The sequence below is a fragment of the Acinetobacter sp. YT-02 genome (assembly GCF_002412355.1).
GTDB lineage: Bacteria > Pseudomonadota > Gammaproteobacteria > Pseudomonadales > Moraxellaceae > Acinetobacter > Acinetobacter towneri.
Genome location: NZ_NOZT01000004.1, coordinates 26578 through 44373, shown reverse-complemented (window position 1 = coordinate 44373; position 17796 = coordinate 26578). Strand labels below are relative to the sequence as shown.

At 41.4% G+C, this 17796-nt stretch carries 18 protein-coding genes; 12 read left to right on the top strand and 6 right to left on the bottom strand.

Annotated features, from left to right (window positions below; genetic code table 11):
* Positions 1–111 precede the first annotated feature (111 nt).
* Complete coding sequence (locus CF596_RS03005) at positions 112–1287, top strand: MFS transporter (RefSeq protein ID WP_096901189.1); 1176 nt, start codon at positions 112–114, stop codon at positions 1285–1287.
* Positions 1288–1372: 85 nt separating this feature from the next.
* Here CF596_RS03005 and CF596_RS03000 read toward each other — a convergent pair whose 3' ends face one another.
* Positions 1373–1828: a DUF441 domain-containing protein gene (locus CF596_RS03000; RefSeq protein WP_004976854.1), complete on the bottom strand. Its 456-nt coding sequence runs from the start codon at positions 1826–1828 to the stop codon at positions 1373–1375.
* 159 nt (positions 1829–1987) lie between these two features.
* Between CF596_RS03000 and CF596_RS02995 the strand changes: the two genes are divergently transcribed.
* Positions 1988–2710 carry a 16S rRNA pseudouridine(516) synthase gene (locus CF596_RS02995; RefSeq protein WP_096901188.1) on the top strand — a complete coding sequence of 241 codons (723 nt, stop codon included), beginning with the start codon at positions 1988–1990 and terminating at the stop codon, positions 2708–2710.
* Positions 2711–2811: 101 nt separating this feature from the next.
* On the opposite strand, the gene CF596_RS02990 is transcribed toward CF596_RS02995, so the two are convergent.
* From CF596_RS02990 to CF596_RS02980, 3 genes are all read right to left on the bottom strand, one after another.
* The gene (locus CF596_RS02990) at positions 2812–3255 is read right to left on the bottom strand and encodes a GNAT family N-acetyltransferase (RefSeq protein ID WP_096901187.1); all 444 of its coding nucleotides are present in this window, start codon (positions 3253–3255) and stop codon (positions 2812–2814) included.
* 93 nt (positions 3256–3348) lie between these two features.
* A complete protein-coding gene (locus CF596_RS02985; protein WP_096901186.1) occupies positions 3349–3705 on the bottom strand; it encodes a type II toxin-antitoxin system RelB/DinJ family antitoxin in 357 nt (118 codons plus the stop codon).
* A 110-nt stretch (positions 3706–3815) separates the two neighbouring features.
* Positions 3816–4730, bottom strand: a complete 915-nt coding sequence (locus CF596_RS02980; RefSeq protein ID WP_096901185.1) for a pseudouridine synthase — start codon at positions 4728–4730, stop codon at positions 3816–3818.
* Positions 4731–4946: 216 nt separating this feature from the next.
* Between CF596_RS02980 and tsaE the strand changes: the two genes are divergently transcribed.
* The 4 genes from tsaE (at position 4947) to hfq (ending at position 8960) form a co-directional block, all read left to right on the top strand.
* Positions 4947–5423, top strand: a complete 477-nt coding sequence (tsaE, locus tag CF596_RS02975; RefSeq protein WP_096901184.1) for a tRNA (adenosine(37)-N6)-threonylcarbamoyltransferase complex ATPase subunit type 1 TsaE — start codon at positions 4947–4949, stop codon at positions 5421–5423.
* A complete protein-coding gene (gene mutL / locus CF596_RS02970) occupies positions 5416–7398 on the top strand; it encodes a DNA mismatch repair endonuclease MutL (protein ID WP_096901183.1) in 1983 nt (660 codons plus the stop codon). The genes tsaE and mutL overlap by 8 nt, the downstream gene beginning before the upstream one ends.
* Before the next feature lie 6 nt (positions 7399–7404).
* Complete coding sequence (miaA, locus tag CF596_RS02965; protein WP_096901182.1) at positions 7405–8349, top strand: tRNA (adenosine(37)-N6)-dimethylallyltransferase MiaA; 945 nt, start codon at positions 7405–7407, stop codon at positions 8347–8349.
* A 92-nt stretch (positions 8350–8441) separates the two neighbouring features.
* Positions 8442–8960: an RNA chaperone Hfq gene (hfq, locus tag CF596_RS02960; protein ID WP_096901181.1), complete on the top strand. Its 519-nt coding sequence runs from the start codon at positions 8442–8444 to the stop codon at positions 8958–8960.
* Positions 8961–9126: 166 nt separating this feature from the next.
* Here the strand turns inward: hfq and CF596_RS02955 are convergent, their stop codons facing one another.
* Positions 9127–10425, bottom strand: a complete 1299-nt coding sequence (locus tag CF596_RS02955) for a peptidylprolyl isomerase (RefSeq protein ID WP_096901180.1) — start codon at positions 10423–10425, stop codon at positions 9127–9129.
* Positions 10425–12878, bottom strand: a complete 2454-nt coding sequence (locus CF596_RS02950) for an LPS-assembly protein LptD (protein ID WP_096901179.1) — start codon at positions 12876–12878, stop codon at positions 10425–10427. The genes CF596_RS02955 and CF596_RS02950 overlap by 1 nt, the downstream gene beginning before the upstream one ends.
* A gap of 120 nt (positions 12879–12998) precedes the next feature.
* On the opposite strand from CF596_RS02950, the gene CF596_RS02945 reads away from it, so the two are divergent.
* The 6 genes from CF596_RS02945 to CF596_RS02920 all read left to right on the top strand — a co-directional run bounded on the left by CF596_RS02945 (position 12999) and on the right by CF596_RS02920 (position 17787).
* On the top strand, positions 12999–14012 hold the full coding sequence (locus CF596_RS02945; RefSeq protein ID WP_096901178.1) for a phosphotransferase: 1014 nt from the start codon (positions 12999–13001) through the stop codon (positions 14010–14012).
* Positions 14013–14702 carry an N-acetylmuramate alpha-1-phosphate uridylyltransferase MurU gene (gene murU / locus CF596_RS02940; RefSeq protein WP_096901177.1) on the top strand — a complete coding sequence of 230 codons (690 nt, stop codon included), beginning with the start codon at positions 14013–14015 and terminating at the stop codon, positions 14700–14702.
* 84 nt (positions 14703–14786) lie between these two features.
* Positions 14787–15419, top strand: a complete 633-nt coding sequence (gene rsmG / locus CF596_RS02935; RefSeq protein ID WP_096901176.1) for a 16S rRNA (guanine(527)-N(7))-methyltransferase RsmG — start codon at positions 14787–14789, stop codon at positions 15417–15419.
* Positions 15420–15441: 22 nt separating this feature from the next.
* Positions 15442–16224 (top strand): ParA family protein, encoded by a 783-nt coding sequence (locus CF596_RS02930; protein WP_096901175.1) that lies wholly within the window; start codon positions 15442–15444, stop codon positions 16222–16224.
* On the top strand, positions 16221–17108 hold the full coding sequence (locus CF596_RS02925) for a ParB/RepB/Spo0J family partition protein (RefSeq protein ID WP_096901174.1): 888 nt from the start codon (positions 16221–16223) through the stop codon (positions 17106–17108). Before CF596_RS02930 ends, CF596_RS02925 begins: the two co-directional genes overlap by 4 nt.
* Before the next feature lie 31 nt (positions 17109–17139).
* Positions 17140–17787: a MotA/TolQ/ExbB proton channel family protein gene (locus CF596_RS02920; protein ID WP_096901173.1), complete on the top strand. Its 648-nt coding sequence runs from the start codon at positions 17140–17142 to the stop codon at positions 17785–17787.
* The last annotated feature ends 9 nt before the right edge of the window (positions 17788–17796 follow it).

Sequence of the window (17796 nt, the reverse complement as noted above, 5' to 3'; positions counted from 1 at the left end):
TTAAAGAGGATGCTGATTAATTGCTAAAAACACTAAGCTCATCTAAATCTCCACTAAAAACAGTGAGATGTTCTTGCTAAGCTTGCCTTGCGAAAATTAAGGGAGAGCGCTGTGAGTTCGGTACGTTGGCTGACCAAGGATTTATGGATTGTTGCTGCGGGTTTTATGGCAGCAATGCATATTGGCAAGTTGCCACCGACTGTGCCTATCCTTCAAGCTGAACTCGGAATTAGTCTGGTTCAGGCAGGCTTTTTGCTGTCTTTAGTACAAGCTGCAGGCATGACTTTGGCGTTGTTGCTAGGCAGTTATACCGCAAAAATTGGCTTAAAACGCTGTGTACTTTTGGGTTTGTCTTTATTGGCAGGTGCAAGTTTTGTCGGTGGTTTTGTACATAGCTTTTCCGCACTATTAAGTCTGCGTGTAATTGAAGGTTTTGGCTTTTTACTGATTACACTCAGCGGCCCTGCATTTATTCGTCAACTGGTTGCAGTGGAGCAGTTGCCTGCCAAAATGGGGCTGTGGAGTGCCTATATGGGCGGCGGGATGGGTATTGGTTTACTAAGTACGCCGTTTTTACTGACCATCTTGGATTGGCAAGGCGTGTGGATGTGTTTTGGATTGTTATCCTTTGCGCTCGCAATCATCATTTATAAAGCCGTACCGAGTGTGCAGATCAGCACGCAAGCCATTGCCATCTTTGAACTGATTAAAAGCACTTTGAGCCATCCACCCGCATGGATATTGGCTTTGGTTTTTGGTGTTTATGCAGGGCAGTGGTTCAGTTTGGTGGGTTTTTTGCCGACCATTTATCAGCAATATCAAATATCTTTACAAACCGCAGGTGTGCTCACAGCTATGGTTGCAATGGCAAATGCGGTGGGTACATTTGTATGTGGGTTGTTATTACAGCGTGGGCTGAGAGCGCAAGTGTTGATGCAAATGGGTTTTGCGGTATTGATGCTATGCGCACTGAGTTTTTATATTTTGCGTGATGTTTTACCATTCATTGTGCAGTTTTTATTGGTCATCCATTTCTCTTTATTTGGTGGTTTAGTCGCAGCTGTGGTATTTGCGCAAGTACTTAATTTTGCACCACAACCGATTGCGATTAGTACCACCGTAGGTTTGGTGTTGCAGTGCTCGGCAATTTCACAATTTTTATTGCCGCCTGTGGTCGCAGCTATCGTATCTGCCACAGGAACATGGCTTTGGGTTGGTATTTTAATGGCCGTTTTATCTGCAATGGGAATGATATTAACATCTATCTTGTTTCGCAAAGTGGCTTAGATTTGGATGGTTTTTATTGAAATTGGTTGATACAAGACGATGAATTCAAGCAAAACCATCTAAACCAAGCGTCCCTAAATCTATGTTAAGAATAGCCAATAAACAAGGTGAGAATTCCTGCTGCAATCAGTGGTCCCACAGGCACGCCACGTAGCACAGCAACACCTGCGACTGTACCAATCAATAAGCCTGCGACCACATCAGGCTGATTGGTCATGAGCTTGACACCACGCCCGCCTAACCATGCCACAAAAACACCAATTGCAATCGCAAGTAAAGATTTCCAACTCAGGAAAGATTTTAGAATTGCTTCGCCTGGAAGTTTGCCACTGGCAATGGGTGTCAGTACGCCAATGGTGAGAATGATAATGCCCAGATTTAAGCCATGCTGCTGCAATAGTGGGAAAAATTCACTTAGCGGCGTAATTCTAAAAACAATCAGTACTGCTGCGGCAATGGTCACAGCCGTATTTTGGCTAAAAATACCGCATGCGAGTAGAACGATCAGCACCATCAGGTTAAGGTCTAATTGAGAGAGCATGGTGATCCATAAAAGGGGAAATAAATTGGAAAAGTGCAGTTATTGTAACTGTTTTGAACTACTAGCGGGCAAGGTACGCAATGTGTTCAGAATTTACGGTGTATTTGGTTTAGAATAGCAGCAAATATATTTATACTTTTTATCATTAGGTCGCTCATCATGTTGTTGGAAAAAATGTTGCAATCACAAGGCTTTGGATCACGTAAACATTGCCAACAACTCATTAAAAATGGTGCAGTCACCATTATGGGCGAAACCCAGACCAATCCTAAATTCGCGATAAAAATTGCGCCTGAAACGGTTTTGCAATTTTCGGTGTATGGGGAAAATTATCAATATCGTGAAAAGGTCTATATCGCCTTACATAAACCACAAGGCTATGAGTGTTCGCATCAGGCGACTCATCATTTTAGTGTGTTTGACTTGTTTGATGATGTATTGCTGAATCGTGGTTTGCAGTGTGTTGGACGCTTAGATCAGGACACCACAGGGCTGTTATTGCTGACGGATGATGGACAGTTTTTACAAGCATTGACCCATCCTAAAAAGCATGTGGCAAAAGTGTATGCTATGCACACCGCAGACCCGATTAATGCAACACAAATCCAGCAACTTGAGCAGGGTGTCGCATTGCGCAATGAATCAGGGACATTTGCTGCAACAGAGGTACAACAGCTTGCTGAACATGAATTGCAGATGACCATTCATCAAGGTGTTTATCACCAAGTTAAACGTATGCTGGCAGCAGTGGACAATAAAGTAGAACAATTACATCGTCAGCAAGTTGGTGCATTAAACTTGACTGATTTGGCTTTAGATGTGGGTGAATGGATGTATTTAAGCCCTGAACAAGTCGAATTGGCAAAAAACCGTATGGAATAAATGAGGTTCTGCTGAACTTTCATCAATAGCTTATGATCAATGGCTTACGTCAGATTAAATTTAAACCCTTTGCCTAAAGCCGTAATCGTCAGATCAGGTGACTATTTTAAAAAGCAGTGATAAGTCTGGAATTCATCATCTTTGACAAAGCCCATCTTTTCATACAATTGGTGGGATTGGTAATTACTTTTTTGTGTTTCAAGGCTAATCCGTAGCGCATTTTCATGTCGTGCAAATAAAATTGCAGTATCAATGAGCTGTTTGGCCGAACCTTGTCGTCTAAAAACAGGGGTGACATAAACGTCATCTAAAATATAGTAGGTCGAGCAGGAAACCGAAGAAAAGCCTAAATAAAGTAATACAAATCCAGTGATTTTTTGATCTTTGATATGAATGAAAATCACACTTTCCTGATTTTCAAAACGCTGTTTTAAGAATGCTGCTGAAAGGCTTAAATTCGAGGATGCACCATAAAACTGACGATACTCATCGAACAATACAGCAAGCTGGTCTAAGTCTTCTAAAGTGGCACGTCTTACAATCATTACGATACTCCATGCTTTTTTATTGTCCTTGCATGAAGCATAGCTAAGTTTTTAAAGTAAATTTTTAAAGAATTGTTTAAAAATGCAACACTGTTAATTTTTGTCAGTTTCACCCAAAATTGCATTGAGTTCATCAAACAAGTCTAGATGTTCATCATCCGGTTCAAAATCTTCAACACTATTATTGCCAGTTACAGATGCTTCATTGCTTGGGGTTGCATCCACTAGCGTTGCTTTTTGCTCTTGTTTTAATTTGCGTAACTTAATCAATTGTTCCAGATTAATATTCTGATTTTCAATTGAAAAGGGAATTGATTTAGTCAGCACGACTTGCTTAAAAAACAAACGTACCGCTTGCGCAGGCGTAATCCCCAACTGTTTAAACACAGCAAAGGCTTGTTTTTTCTCTTGAGAGTCCAAGCGTACTTGATAGACTTCAGTTTTTCTCATAATTTTTAATAGAAGGAAATAGATTTAAATTTTAGCAATATTGTAAACAATTCATTTGTAATTTCAATATGACTACAACGAAAATCCACTATTTTGTAATGACAAACATATTACAATGTCAATTCTTGCTGTGCGCTAAAGTGGAATTGTTGCTGGCTAATCGGGTCAAAAAAACTTAAATGCTTGGCAAGCAATTGTAGCGGTGCAGAAAAATCATCTGCTTGTTTGTGCTGTAAAATGGGATAAAACGGGTCGTTCTTAATCGCAATACCTAAGCTATTTAAATGCACACGCAGTTGGTGCTGCTTGCCTGTTGTAGGCTTTAATTCATATTTTGCCCATGTTTGATTATATTCAAGCAAACGAATTTCTGTTTCGCTGTTAGGTGTGCCTGCCACGACGTGCATCAAATAAAAAGGTTCACCTTTTTCCATGCGTAATTGCACAGTACATGGTAGTGACAAATTAGCTTGATAAGGCGCAATGGCATGGTAGGTTTTTTGCACCTGACGTTCTGCAAATAATTGCTGATACACCGCCCGAGTTTCTGGTTGTTTGGAAAACAGCACCACACCCGCAGTTTCGCGGTCTAAACGATGAATAGGCGTGAGCTGCTCATTCTGTGTTTGTTTTTTTAAGCGTACTAACAGGGTTTCTTGCACATATTGTCCTGTAGGACTCATAGTCAAAAAATGCGGTTTATCTACAACCAATAAGTGTTCATTTTCAAATAAAATTTGATGTTGAAAAGGCACAGCAACTTCATGTGCTAAAAAACGATAATAAAAAATATCCTGATGCGCGCTATAAGGTGTATCTAAACTTAAACGCTTGCCTTCGGCATCATAAACCAGACCATCCTCAAAGCGTTGCAGCCATTCCTGTGCAGAAATATGGGCAAACTGGGCACATAAATAACGAAAAATTGATTCAGGCTGTGTGCTTAATTTGGGTAAATGCAATTTGCTGGCGCTCACACCATCTAGCATGGGTGGAACAAAGGTGTTGGGATGAGTCGACTTCATCTGCAAATTACTCATATTCAGGTGGGAGAGTTTCTTTTTCATCATATTGAAAATAGCCTAAGCAGTTTGGGTGCTAAGCTTAACAATCTTGATTCATTGCCTTGTCTAAACTTGTTATAAATTGTCCACATTTACACAGTTTTATCCATCAGTACATAGGCTTTAAAGCAGTGCGATGCTATCATAATTGGTCTTTTGAATCATGTCGTGAGCGTTATGCAGTATTCATTTAATTTGGCTTTAAATAATGAGCAAGATACCCAAAATCTGGCGCAGGTTTTGGCAACGCATTTTCGGTCGGGTGTGATTTATTTAATTGGTGATTTAGGCGCAGGAAAAACCACTTTATCGCGTTATTTTCTACAGCATTTGGGGCATCAGGGCGCGGTTAAAAGCCCGACTTACACCTTGGTGGAACCTTATCAAATACAAGGACAAGATATTTTTCATTTTGATTTATATCGTTTAAATGATCCTTATGAATTAGAGCTGATGGGCATTCGTGATTATTTAGAAACCCCAAATGCCTTGTTTTTATTTGAATGGCCATCAAAAGGTGGCGATGAAATTCCGCCCGCAGACCTGATCATTGAAATTAAAAAATCGGAAGATGAATTAAGCCGTACTGCAACGCTAAGTTCGTCTTCGGTTGCATTACAACAAGCTTTGGAGCAACAATTTAATCATGCCTAATGATGTGTTAAATCTACGTCGGATCCACACGCTTGAACCTGCCTTAGCCAACCAAATTGCTGCAGGTGAGGTGATTGAACGTCCTGCCTCTGTGGTCAAAGAACTACTAGAAAACTCCATTGATGCAGGTGCAACCGAGCTAATTATTCGGGTGGCACAAGGCGGCAGTACACTCATTGAAATTATTGATAATGGTCGTGGCATTCATGCTGAAGATTTGCCTTTGGCGGTGACTCGTCACGCGACCAGTAAAATTCAAACGGCTGATGATTTACATGCTATTGTCAGTTTAGGCTTTCGTGGTGAAGCACTGGCATCAATTGCAGCAGTATCGCGTTTGACTTTGGTCAGTAGCCAAACTGAAGATGGTGTCGGTTATCAGGTCGAAGTCAATGGCACTGCCTTTGACCATCAAGATATTCAGGCCGTTGCTGCACAAAAAGGCACACATATTCGGGTACAGGATTTATTTTTTAATGTGCCTGCACGACGTAAATTCCTGAAAAAAGCGGGTACAGAATTCGGACATATTGAAGAAATTGTGCGTCGTTTGGCACTCACACATTTCGATATTCGTTTTGTTTTGGAACACAACGACAGCATCAAACTGAATTTACCCATTGCAGACAGTGGCGAATTGCGTTTTCAGCGCGTGCAGCAACTTTTAGGACGAAACTTTGTCGAAAATGCCTATTGGATAGATGCTGACAGTGTCACCATGCACTTATCAGGTTGGTTGGGGCATCCTTCCGATGCACGTTCACAAGCCGATCTGCAATATGTGTATGTGAATGGACGTATTGTAAAAGACAAGACCATCTCCCATGCTTTGCGTATGGCATACGAAGGTATTTTGCATGGACATCAACATGCTGCATATTTGCTATTTTTAGAAGTAGAACCTGAAAATATTGATGTCAATGTGCATCCGACCAAGCATGAAATTCGCTTTTTAAATCAGCGAGAAGTTCATGAGTTTGTAAGACATTACGCCAAAGAAACCTTAGCTCAATTTCAAACTGCAACAGCTGATCTTGCGACCGCAATGAAAGCCGACCCAGTAGAGCAGGCAGCACCTTATGTCGTACAACCACGTTACCAAGAACAATTTCAGCTGCACAAATCTGCGCAGACCAACCCTTTAAATTCATATGAACAAACGGTAGATGCAGATCACGTATCCAATCCAGCAGCATCGGGTACTGATTTACTTACCGAGTTTGATCGTAGCCATCCGCAAACTGTGCAATACGGCCAAGCGATGCAAGGCAGTTATCAAGGCTCACAACAACTGAATAATGCCTTAAAAAGCTATCTCGCACCTTTACGTGATGTCGACCCTCAAGATTCAACTAGCGTAGCGTATGAATCGACGACAGCTGTAGATGAACACCCGCTAGGGATTGCGATTGCACAATTGCACGGTATTTATATTCTGGCGCAAAATAGCGAAGGTTTGATTATTGTCGATATGCATGCAGCACATGAACGTATCGTTTTACAACAGATGAAAGCCGCTTGGGATAAACCTGAATTTTGGACTTCGCAGCAATTGTTGATCCCCAAAGTCATCAGCATTAGCCGTATGCAAGCCATGCGGGTGGATGATTTAAAAGAACAATTGGCACGATTGGGCTTGGAAATAGACCAATATGGTGATGAACAGGTCATTGTGCGCGGTGTGCCCGCGATTTTGCATAAGGCAGATTTTGCTGAGTTAATTCCTGAATTACTGGATGATTTAGATCCGAATGATGAAGCGCAAGCCTTGTTGCAAAAGCGTGATCATATTTTGGCAGGAATGGCATGCCATAGCGCAGTACGTGCACACCGAATGCTGAGCCTTTCTGAAATGAATGCCTTGTTACGTCAAATGGAACAAACTGAATTTGCCAGCCAATGTAATCATGGTCGTCCAACATGGCGTGCTTTTCCATTGGTTCAATTAGATAAACTTTTTGCTCGAGGAGAGTAGTGTTACATGTCAAAACAATTGCCGGTCATCAATTTAATGGGACCAACTGCAAGTGGTAAAACTGCTTTGGCATGTGAACTCTATGAACTAGGTCATTTTGAGCTAATTTCAGTCGATTCTGCGCTGGTTTATCGAGATATGGACATTGGTACAGCCAAACCAACTAAAGCGGAACAGGCGCGTTATCCGCATCATTTGATTGATATTATCAGCCCGCTTGAAGTGTATTCTGCTGCACAATTTGTCGAAGATGCCTGCGCCTTGATTGACGATATGCATGCGCGTGGCAAAACCCCAATTTTAGTGGGCGGAACCATGCTGTATTTTAAGGCATTGCTTGAAGGTTTATCTTCAAATTTACCCAGTGCCAATTACCAAGTACGTGCTGAAATTGAAGATAAAGCCGCGCGTGAAGGTTGGGAGGTTGTATATGCAGAATTATGTGCGGTAGATGCATTGGCGGGACAAAAGTTTAAAGTGTCCGATAAGCAACGTATTATTCGTGCTTTGGAAGTTTATAAATTAACAGGCACACCAATTACCCAACTGCAAGCAGAACAACCTAAAAATGTACCATATCGTTACACTTTTCATAACCACGCCTTAGTGCCTGATCGGGTAGAATTACATCAGCGTATTGAAAAACGCTTAGAGATCATGTGGGAAATGGGTTTTTTAAATGAGGTGCGTCATCTTATTGAAAAATACGATTTAGATGCAAATTTACCTTCCATGCGCTCTGTCGGTTATCGTCAAGCTTTAGAGTTTTTACAAAAAGGTGATGAAAGTCGCGGAAAAATGCAGGAAATGGAGGATAAGGCGCTATTCGCAACACGACAACTTGCGAAACGTCAATATACTTGGCTCAGATCGTTGCAAGAATCGCATAAATTTCACACATATTTTACGATAAAGCAGGCTCAAGAAGACTTGCGAAACTGCTACGGATAAAGCAAAATTTACACACTGTCTTTTTTATAATTTTTAATTGAAAAATAAAGATAGTTTTTGCGCTGATTTTTAATTATTTTTGGAGTTATAACATGTCTAAAGGTCAAACTTTACAAGATCCGTTCTTGAATTCTCTCCGTAAAGAACGTATTCCTGTTTCTATCTTCCTTGTGAACGGTATTAAGCTACAAGGCCATATTGAATCTTTTGACCAATATGTTGTTTTATTAAAAAATACGGTAAGCCAAATGGTTTACAAACATGCAATTTCTACAGTTGTTCCTGCACGTAATCCACGTCCTGCTGGTGCACCTGCTGGTGGTCAAGGCACAGGCTTTGGCGGTCAAGGCGGTGGCTTCGGTGGTCAAGGTGGTGGCTTCGGTGGTCAAGGCGGCTTCGGTGCTCAAGGTGGTGGCTTTGGCGGTCAAGGTGGCTTCGGTGGTCAAGGTGGTGGCTTCGGTAGTCAAGGTGGTTTCGGTGGTCAAGGCGGCGGCTTCGGTGGTCAAGGTGGCTTCGGTGGTCAAGGTGGCTTCGGTGGCGGTCAAGCAACTGGCGGTTTTGACAACGATTCTAAATTTGAAGAATCTTCAGAAGACGATAACAACCGTTAATTGATCTTCTTAAAAAACCTCTCGAAATGAGAGGTTTTTTTATGTCTATGGTTTTATCAAAGTCGTATTTTGGTAGTGGCTAAGATGAAGTGCATATGGTAAAAAAGCATAAAAAACCAGTGTTGCTACACTGGTTTTAATTTTGGAAATAGCAGAAAACTTAAGCTTAGTTTTTCTTGCGGTCTAAGCTTGGGTCTTTAATTTCTACAAAAGCATTGTTACGTGTTTCACGTAACCAGCTATCCAATTCAGTATCAAACTGGCGTTCACCTAGTATTTGACGTGCCATACGTTCTTGGTATTCACGAGTCATATCTTGCTGGCGTGTATCGGTCACTTGCAGTACATGCCAACCAAACTGGGTTTGGAATGGTGCGCTAATTTCACCTTTTGCAGTATTTTTCATTTGATTTTCAAATTCTGGCACCATCACGCCAGGATTCACCCAGCCTAGACTGCCGCCATCACGTGCAGAGCCAGCGTCATTAGAGAACGTCGCTGCTAAGGTTGCAAAGTCTTCACCCGCTTTTAAACGGTTGTGAATACTGTCAATCATGTGTTTCGCATTTTCAGGGCTTACGACTTCACTTGGCTGAATCAAGATATGTCGAGTTTGATATTGTGGAACTAGTGCACGTTGCTCAGTACTTTTGCGCTCCAGTAATTTTACGACATGAATACCATCACGGACTTCAATCAGTTCACTGGTTTGCCCCACATCTAATGGCGTAATACGTGCAGCAAGTTCCGCGGGAATATCGGTCAAGTTACGTAAACCCATGTCTGCAGACTGAACGGTTACACCATTGCCTGTATATTTTTTACTAATGGCTTGAATGTCATTGTTCTGCGCCAATTCAGCTTTGACTTGTTGCGCAACTTGTGCGGCATTTTCTGCTCCAGAAACACGCACATGCAAAATATGGACTTGGTTGCCTAAGGCAGCCTGACCTTGTGGGGTTTTCAGAAAGTTATCAACGTCTTGATCGCTAATTTGAATACGTGACATCACCACTTGCTGACGCAAACGATTCATAGCTAAATCTTCGGCAATACGATTACGTAAAAACGCATAACTGCCAGGAGATGATTTATCTAACTTTTGCTGAAAAGCCTCTAAGCTATTGCTTCCATTTTGCTGTGCAACTTTTAACACAGCTTCATTCAGGGATTTTTCATCAGCTTTAATGTTATAGCGTTTGACTTGTTCTAATTGCGCTTGGCGTACAATCAGTTGTTCTAAAGCTTGTTGTTCTAAAATGTGTTGTGGCGGAACAGGGCGCTTTTGCATTTCAAGTTGTTGTTTGAGTTCAACCACGCTTTGCGCTAAATCACTTTTTAAAATGACACTATTGTCAACTACAGCCACAATTTGATCATTCGCAGCAAATGCAGGCAGCGCTGCTGTCATGCAAAGTGCCAAGGTAGATGCTTTTAAAAATCGTTTTAACTGTTCTGTTTTCATTAACGTTGTGTCCAAGATTGATTAATTTTATTAAAACCTAAAATACGGTTTTCAAGTAAAGATGCAAGTTTATTATTGAAACTGCCTAAACCTTTTAAATTTAACTCTGCCATAATGGCACGTTTGGGTTTAACGCCCGCATCCGTCACATCATCCAAGTCGTTATAGTAAGAGCGTCCATAGACTGAAATGCCCCAACAGCAAGATTCATAATTCACCCCTAGCAAATATTCACGGGCGACGCTATGGTCTAGGTCGTATTGCGCATGACCTAAAATACGCCAGTTGTTGTGAATCGGCTGAATAAACGATGCCACAACTTGATCATAATGATCTTGACGGTTTGGAATAACACGACGGTTAATATAACCAAAGCTATATAAGTTGCCTTGATCACCCGTGTAAAGCATATTGACACTGCGCTGTGCATTGTCGCCATTTGACATCCATGCAGCATTGGCACCCACACTGAGGTTTTGACTTAGCTGACTGGTTAAGCTCACAATTGGCCCAGTACGGTTTTCCGTATTAAATTCGTCTTCGGTATTATCCAACGTGACACGACGATCTTCAAAGTAAAAACTTTGACCAATTCCTGCTCTAAGGCGTTCTAAACCAATTTCATCAAACAGGCTATAGCTTAAACCCAAAGACAAAAAGTTGTTGTCTTCTAAACGGTCATGACCATAGAAACGGTTTGGACTGAACAACTGGTCATAATTAATAGAAGCGGTTGCAGAGTCAAAATTCGGGTGGTCGTTTTGATTGCGGTACGGTGCATAGGCATAGAACGCGCGCGGGGTGATGGTTTGCAAGAAGCGACCATCTTTTTCAAAGGTAATCCCTGTATCTAAAGTGAATTGCGGAACAGTAACCGACTCACTTTCACTTGAAGAATTATATTGATCTAGCGCGTTTCGAGTGTCTTTGTCGTAGAAGGTGTTGATGTTACGTAACGATACTTCAGGAATTACAAATGACCACGGGTTACGGTAGTTGTAACGTACTGCAAACTCATTATAAATACGTGTACCACTAGGTTCGCCTACATCCAATGCGCCAATATCTTTTTTGAAGTAAGCCGTGTCGTTATTAAATTCGACTTGGAAGCCTTGAGGATTGCCCGTTTTATAGTTCAATAAGAATTGGGGTAAACGTGCATAAGGACGTTTTTCATATTCAATAGATGGATCAAGGGTTTGGAAATCTTCAACTTTGAGCTGTGCTTTTAAACCCGGAATGCCGTTACGATAGTTAAGTTCCCAAGCACGACGTAAATTAAGATCGGTTTTGGAGTTAGGATTATTATTTAAATCGGCAAAGTAATCTTTGTCCGAAGCATAGTTATATTCAAGATTGGTTGAAAACTGATTGTTAATTTGCCAGTTGTGTAAAAAGTGCAAGTCTTTACGGTCTTGGTCATAATATTTGGCATCTGAAGCTAAATAACCACCCCAGATTTGGCCTGAACCAAAATTTTCGGTTAAATAACGGAATTCTCCCTCTAGCATTGCACCACGATCGCCAATATAACGCGGGCTAACGGTTGCATCGTAATTAGGTGCTAGGTTCAAATACACAGGTACAGAAAGTTCGACACCACCATCATTGGTAAAACCAAAACTTGGGGTCAAAATACCTGTCGTGCGGCGGTCGTCAATCGGAAAGTTAAAATAAGGCACAGCCATGACCGGTACATTTTTTACATATAGTTTTGTACCGCGTGTTTCACCGCGTCCAGTTTCCTGATTGAGCTTAATTTCGTTGGCTTGAATTTTCCAGGTTGGCGCTTGCTCGGGTGGGCAGGTGCTGTAGGTGGCGTTATTGAGTACCATGGTATTGGTTGAGGTACGTGCAATTTTTTCTGCCATGCCATGCGCATGCTGTTCTTCAGCAATATAAAAACTGTTATTTAAATCGCCTTGCTGAGTTTTAAGGTTGTAGTTAATTTCATCACTTTGCGCAAGTAAACCAGCTTGTGCCATTTGTACACGACCTTCGGCTTTGGCAAAGGTTTGGGTTTGATCAATGGTAATTTTATCGGCGCGAATTTGACGGCCTTGCTGGTCAATCAGGACATTGCCTTCCAAGACGGAATCGCCATTTGGGTCATAGTGACCATAATCGGCAGTAACGGTAGAGGTCGCTTCTGCAGCATCTACGGCAACGGTGCTTGAGCTGATAGGCGTTAGCCATGCACCTTCACAATAGGCAGAACTTTGAGTGTGCCCAAATTGTTGTTGTGCTTCAGGTGCAGCTTTATCAACATAATATTGCTCAAAGAACTGCTGCCCAGGATAAGCTTCCTGAATGGTGTGTTTAAGCTGCTGGTTATTGAGATTTGTGACAGATGAAGTCTGATCTGTGGTCTGCGCATAGCTGGAAACAGAGTGACCACATAACAGAGTTAAGACCGCAGTCGCTAAAGGATTAAATTTAAACTGATGCTTCATTTATCTCATCAACCAAGAATGCTTAATCGCAATTAATTATTGTCGCATCATAGAGAAAAAGCGCAGAAGTAGCTACACTTAGCACTTTAAAAACTCAGCCTGTATTAGAATTTATTGCAAATGAATACACAACGCGAACAATTGATACAAACATGGATAACATCTGTACTTGGTTCAGATCAATTTGAAACTCATTTTTTAGCAGGCGATGCAAGTTTTCGTCGTTACGCACGAATCAAGTTGAATAATAAAACATTTATGCTCATGGATGCACCACCAGAAAAAGAAGATTGTGGTCCTTTTGTGTCGATTGATGAATTTTTTGCTGCCCATGGCGTGCGCGTGCCAAAAATTGTAGCCAAAGACCTGACACAAGGCTTTTTGTTGCTTGAAGATTTTGGTGATGTCTTGTTATCCACCTTGCTGAATGATCAGACTGTAGATGACTACTATGCGCAGTGCTTTAAGCAGTTAATTCAATTACAAGATATTGATGGCACTGCACATTTCCCTGAGTATTCCTATGACAAACTCATCAGTGAAATGGAATTGCTCACCGATTGGTTATTGCCTGCCTTACAGATTCAGCCAAGCGCAGAAGAAAGTGCCTTAATTAAACGTACTTTTGCTATTTTAGCCAATGCAGCTGTGGCACAGCCGCAAGTGATTGTGCATCGTGATTTTCATAGTCGTAACTTAATGAAAGTAGGCGATGACACGGAACTTGGTGTGATTGATTTTCAGGATGCGGTCATTGGTGCAGATACATACGACTTAATTTCGATTACCCGTGATGCTTATGTGCAGTGGAATGCTGAGCATGTGTATCGTTGGTTTAAAATGTTCTATGACTTGTTGCCAGAAGCATCTAAGCAAGATCGTAATTTTGAACAATTTAAAAAAGATGCCGATATGATGGCGATTCAGCGTCATATCAAAATTTTAGGTATTTTTGTGCGCCTGTTTGAACGTGATGGCAAATCGGGTTATCTCAAAGATTTACCGCGCGTGATGTGGTATTTACTTGAAGAAAGTAAACCTTATCCAGAATTACAACCATTTATGCACTTTATTCACACGACAGTAATGCCAAAATTTACAGCCAAATATGGTCAGTATGAGGTGGTTGCCTAAATGAAAGCCATGATTCTTGCTGCAGGCATGGGTAATCGTATGCGTCCTTTAACGTTGCATACACCTAAGCCATTATTGGAAGTCGGTGGTAAGCCTTTAATTGTGTGGCACATCGAAAAATTACAAAAGATGGGTGTGCAGGAAATTATCATCAATACGGCATGGTTGGGTGAAAAACTTGCAGATGCTTTGGGTGATGGTTCGCAATTTGGTGTGAAAATTTTGTGGTCGCATGAAGGCGAAGGCTTAGAAACTGCAGGTGGCATCATCAATGCGTTGCCATTATTGGGCAATGAACCTTTTATATTGGTGAATGGCGATGTTTGGACCACCATGGATTTTGCGCCACTATTAAATGTGCAGCTTGAAAACGACTTGGGACATTTGGTTTTGGTGGAAAATCCAGTACAGCATCCTCAAGGTGATTTCACTCTGGCTTCAAACAAAGCCTATACTTTTGAGCAAGCACGCTCGGGTGAAAATCTGACTTATAGTGGCGTAGCGGTGATGCATCCGCAAATGTTCGTCGGTTTAGAATCTGGTAAGCGTCCGCTTGCACCATTGCTTAAACAAGCCATGCAGCAAGAAAAAATTTCAGCACATAAATTACAGGGTGTTTGGGTGGATGTTGGTACTCCTGAACGATTAAATGCTTTAGATCAACAAATTCAGCAGGGGGTGTACGCTTAAGTGAATATTCACTAAGCATTCGCCCCTATGACTGTAACTATAAATCGGTATACTTCCATTAACTTTTTCGAGATGTGAATTGTGATGCATTCGTTTTTTCAGGAACTCAAGCAAGGTAGTCAGGCTTTAGGTTTAGAACTCAGTGATGAGGCTTTAAATTTATTACTCAAATACCAAGATGCTCTGGTGCTATGGAATAAAGCGTACAACCTCACTGCAATTCGTGACCCGAAAGAAATGCTAGTTAAGCATTTGCTAGATAGTCTGAGCATCCTCAAAGATTTACCTGCAGGTCGTTTATTGGATATTGGGACAGGCGGCGGTATGCCAGGCATGATTATTGCCTTGTGTCAGCCTGAGCGCGATTGCGTGTTATTGGACTCGAATGGTAAAAAGATTCGTTTCTTAAAACAGTTTATTGCCGATTTAAAACTGAAAAACGTCGTGGCAGTTCAGACCCGTGTTGAAAATGAAGACAGCATCCGCGAGTTAGGTCAGTTTGATGTAATTACCAGTCGTGCTTTTGCATCTTTAACTGACTTTGTAGCCGCGTCAAAACCATTTATGCATGAGCAAAGTATTATTGCATCTATGAAAGGTTTGATTCCTGCCGATGAAGTAGAGGCATTGAAAGATCAGTTTAGCTGTGAAATTATCGAGCTTAAAGTTCCGCGCTTAGACGAACAACGTCATTTACTTTTATTAAAACGTATCTAATTTTCAAAGGACTGGGGTGATCATGGCACAAATTATTGCGATTGCGAACCAAAAAGGTGGTGTCGGAAAAACCACAACCGCAGTAAATTTGGCAGCATCTTTGGCTGTTTTGAAAAAGCGCATTTTATTGGTCGATATGGACTCACAAGGCAATGCCACCATGGGTTCAGGCATTCAAAAAAATGATTTGCTGTATTCAGTGACCGATGTATTGTTGGGCGAAGTGCCGATTGAAACCGCAATTAGCAAGGCAGAAGTTGGTTATAAAGTCTTGGGTGCCAATCGTGATTTGGCAGGGGTTGAATTGGTGATTGCTGAGCAAGAAGGGCGCGAGTTTATTTTGCGCAATGCCTTGCAAGAAGTTGCCAAAGACTTTGATTATATTATTGTCGACTGTGCACCAAGTTTAAGCTTAATTACAGTAAACGCTTTAGCAGCAGTGCAAAGTGTGATCATTCCAATGCAGTGTGAATATTACGCACTTGAAGGTTTGGCTGACCTGACGCAAACCATTGACCGTATTCAACAAGCACTCAATCCTGATTTAGAAATTATTGGTGTATTACGCACCATGTATGATGCGCGCAATGCCTTAACCCGTGACGTGTCTGAAGAATTATCGCACTATTTTGGTAAAAAATTATACGATACCGTGATTCCGCGTAATGTACGCTTGGCAGAAGCACCTGCACACGGTTTACCCGTCATTTATTTTGAAAAAAGCTCGAAGGGTGCAGTTGCCTACCTGAATTTAGCAGCTGAAATGTTGAAAAAAAGCAAAGTGAAAAAAGGAAGTAAAGCATGACCACAAAAAAACGCGGATTAGCCAAAGGTCGTGGTTTGGATGCCTTATTGGGGTCAATCCAGAAAGAAAAATTACAACTTGAAGTGCAATCTTTAGATCATGGTCAGCTAAAACAAATTGATGTCAGTTTATTAAAACGTGGTGAATATCAACCGCGTCGCTTTATTCAAGAGCAAGATTTACAGGAATTGGCGGCATCTATTGAAAAACATGGTGTAATGCAGCCAATTGTGATTCGTCCGATAGATGACGAACAACATCCTTATGAAATTATTGCAGGTGAGCGTCGCTGGCGTGCTGCACAGTTGGCAGGTTTAACTGAAATTCCTGCAATTGTGCGTGATTTGACCGATCAGGTCGCGATTGCTTTGGCATTAATTGAAAACATTCAGCGTCAAGATCTCAACCCAATTGATCAGGCAATGGCGTTACAACGCTTTCACGATGAGTTTGGCTTGAGTCATCAGGAAATTGCCGAAACAGTAGGTAAAGCACGTACCACGGTCAGTAATTTATTGCGTTTACTCACTTTGGCTGAGCCTGTTAAAGAGTTGATGCAGCAAGGCTTGCTAGATATGGGTCATGCACGTGCTATTTTAACTTTGAAAGCTAAAGATCAGCTCAAAGTCGCGCAGCATGTAATTGAAAAGAATTTATCGGTACGTCAAACCGAACAGTTGGTACGTGACTTTAATGCGCCAAAACAAGAAAAGCCGAAAACGGCTATAGCGCCTGATATTCAACAACTCACGCAACGTCTTTCTGAGCGTTTTAGTGCAGATGTTAAAATTGATTATAACAAGCAAGGTAAGGGCAAATTGACCATCAGTTATCACTCTCTGGAAGAGCTGGATGGTATTTTAAATATTTGCCTGTCCGATTAATTTTAATTCGTATTTTATTGGGGAAAAGCGAATGTGGGAATTGGTAAAAGCAGGTGGCTGGCTGATGCTGCCGTTGGTATTGTGCTCGGTATTTACCGTTGCAATTACCATTGAGCGTTTTATGCGTTTAAAGAGAGCAGGTATTTTGCCCAATGCGTTGTTGCTCAACCGCGGGCAAAGTTTAGCGACTGTGTTGCAACAACTGAATCAAAGTGCCAACTTAAAAAACAGTACATTAGGCCGTATTTTTGAGGCGGGTGCGCGTAACAAACAACAATCAGAACACTATGCGCGTGCACAAATGGAAGCGACAGCTTCACAAGAAATTGGTTATTTAGAAAAAAATATCAACTTCTTGGGTACGCTCAGTGCAGTTGCGCCATTATTGGGTTTATTGGGTACAGTGCTTGGGATTATTGAATCATTTTTAGTGATTGATGTGGGTGCAAGTAATCCAACCTTAATGATTCCAGGGATTTCTAAAGCCTTAATTACCACTGCTGCAGGTATGTTAATTGCAATTCCAGCCTTATTTGCCTATCGTTATTTTCAGCGTTTGGTGCAAGAATATACTGCTGAGTTAGAGCAGCAAGCGACTTTGTTTCACGCAGGATTATTTCATCAGAGTCAACCTAATCAGCTTGATGCGGATGTGCAAGATGTGAAAAAAGTAAGCTAAGGTGAGTTT

Excerpts from the sequence above, each read along its gene's own strand:
- tsaE (WP_096901184.1), top strand. The coding sequence starts at position 4,947 with ATGCAGTATTCATTTAATTTGGCTTTAAATAATGAGCAAGATACCCAA.
- CF596_RS02985 (WP_096901186.1), bottom strand. The coding sequence starts at position 3,705 with ATGAGAAAAACTGAAGTCTATCAAGTACGCTTGGACTCTCAAGAGAAA.
- rsmG (WP_096901176.1), top strand. The coding sequence starts at position 14,787 with ATGCATTCGTTTTTTCAGGAACTCAAGCAAGGTAGTCAGGCTTTAGGT.
- mutL (WP_096901183.1), top strand. The coding sequence starts at position 5,416 with ATGCCTAATGATGTGTTAAATCTACGTCGGATCCACACGCTTGAACCT.
- CF596_RS02995 (WP_096901188.1), top strand. The coding sequence starts at position 1,988 with ATGTTGTTGGAAAAAATGTTGCAATCACAAGGCTTTGGATCACGTAAA.
- miaA (WP_096901182.1), top strand. The coding sequence starts at position 7,405 with ATGTCAAAACAATTGCCGGTCATCAATTTAATGGGACCAACTGCAAGT.
- CF596_RS02920 (WP_096901173.1), top strand. The coding sequence starts at position 17,140 with ATGTGGGAATTGGTAAAAGCAGGTGGCTGGCTGATGCTGCCGTTGGTA.
- CF596_RS02945 (WP_096901178.1), top strand. The coding sequence starts at position 12,999 with ATGAATACACAACGCGAACAATTGATACAAACATGGATAACATCTGTA.
- murU (WP_096901177.1), top strand. The coding sequence starts at position 14,013 with ATGAAAGCCATGATTCTTGCTGCAGGCATGGGTAATCGTATGCGTCCT.
- CF596_RS02930 (WP_096901175.1), top strand. The coding sequence starts at position 15,442 with ATGGCACAAATTATTGCGATTGCGAACCAAAAAGGTGGTGTCGGAAAA.
- CF596_RS02950 (WP_096901179.1), bottom strand. The coding sequence starts at position 12,878 with ATGAAGCATCAGTTTAAATTTAATCCTTTAGCGACTGCGGTCTTAACT.
- CF596_RS02980 (WP_096901185.1), bottom strand. The coding sequence starts at position 4,730 with ATGAAGTCGACTCATCCCAACACCTTTGTTCCACCCATGCTAGATGGT.
- CF596_RS02955 (WP_096901180.1), bottom strand. The coding sequence starts at position 10,425 with ATGAAAACAGAACAGTTAAAACGATTTTTAAAAGCATCTACCTTGGCA.
- CF596_RS02925 (WP_096901174.1), top strand. The coding sequence starts at position 16,221 with ATGACCACAAAAAAACGCGGATTAGCCAAAGGTCGTGGTTTGGATGCC.
- CF596_RS02990 (WP_096901187.1), bottom strand. The coding sequence starts at position 3,255 with ATGATTGTAAGACGTGCCACTTTAGAAGACTTAGACCAGCTTGCTGTA.
- hfq (WP_096901181.1), top strand. The coding sequence starts at position 8,442 with ATGTCTAAAGGTCAAACTTTACAAGATCCGTTCTTGAATTCTCTCCGT.
- CF596_RS03000 (WP_004976854.1), bottom strand. The coding sequence starts at position 1,828 with ATGCTCTCTCAATTAGACCTTAACCTGATGGTGCTGATCGTTCTACTC.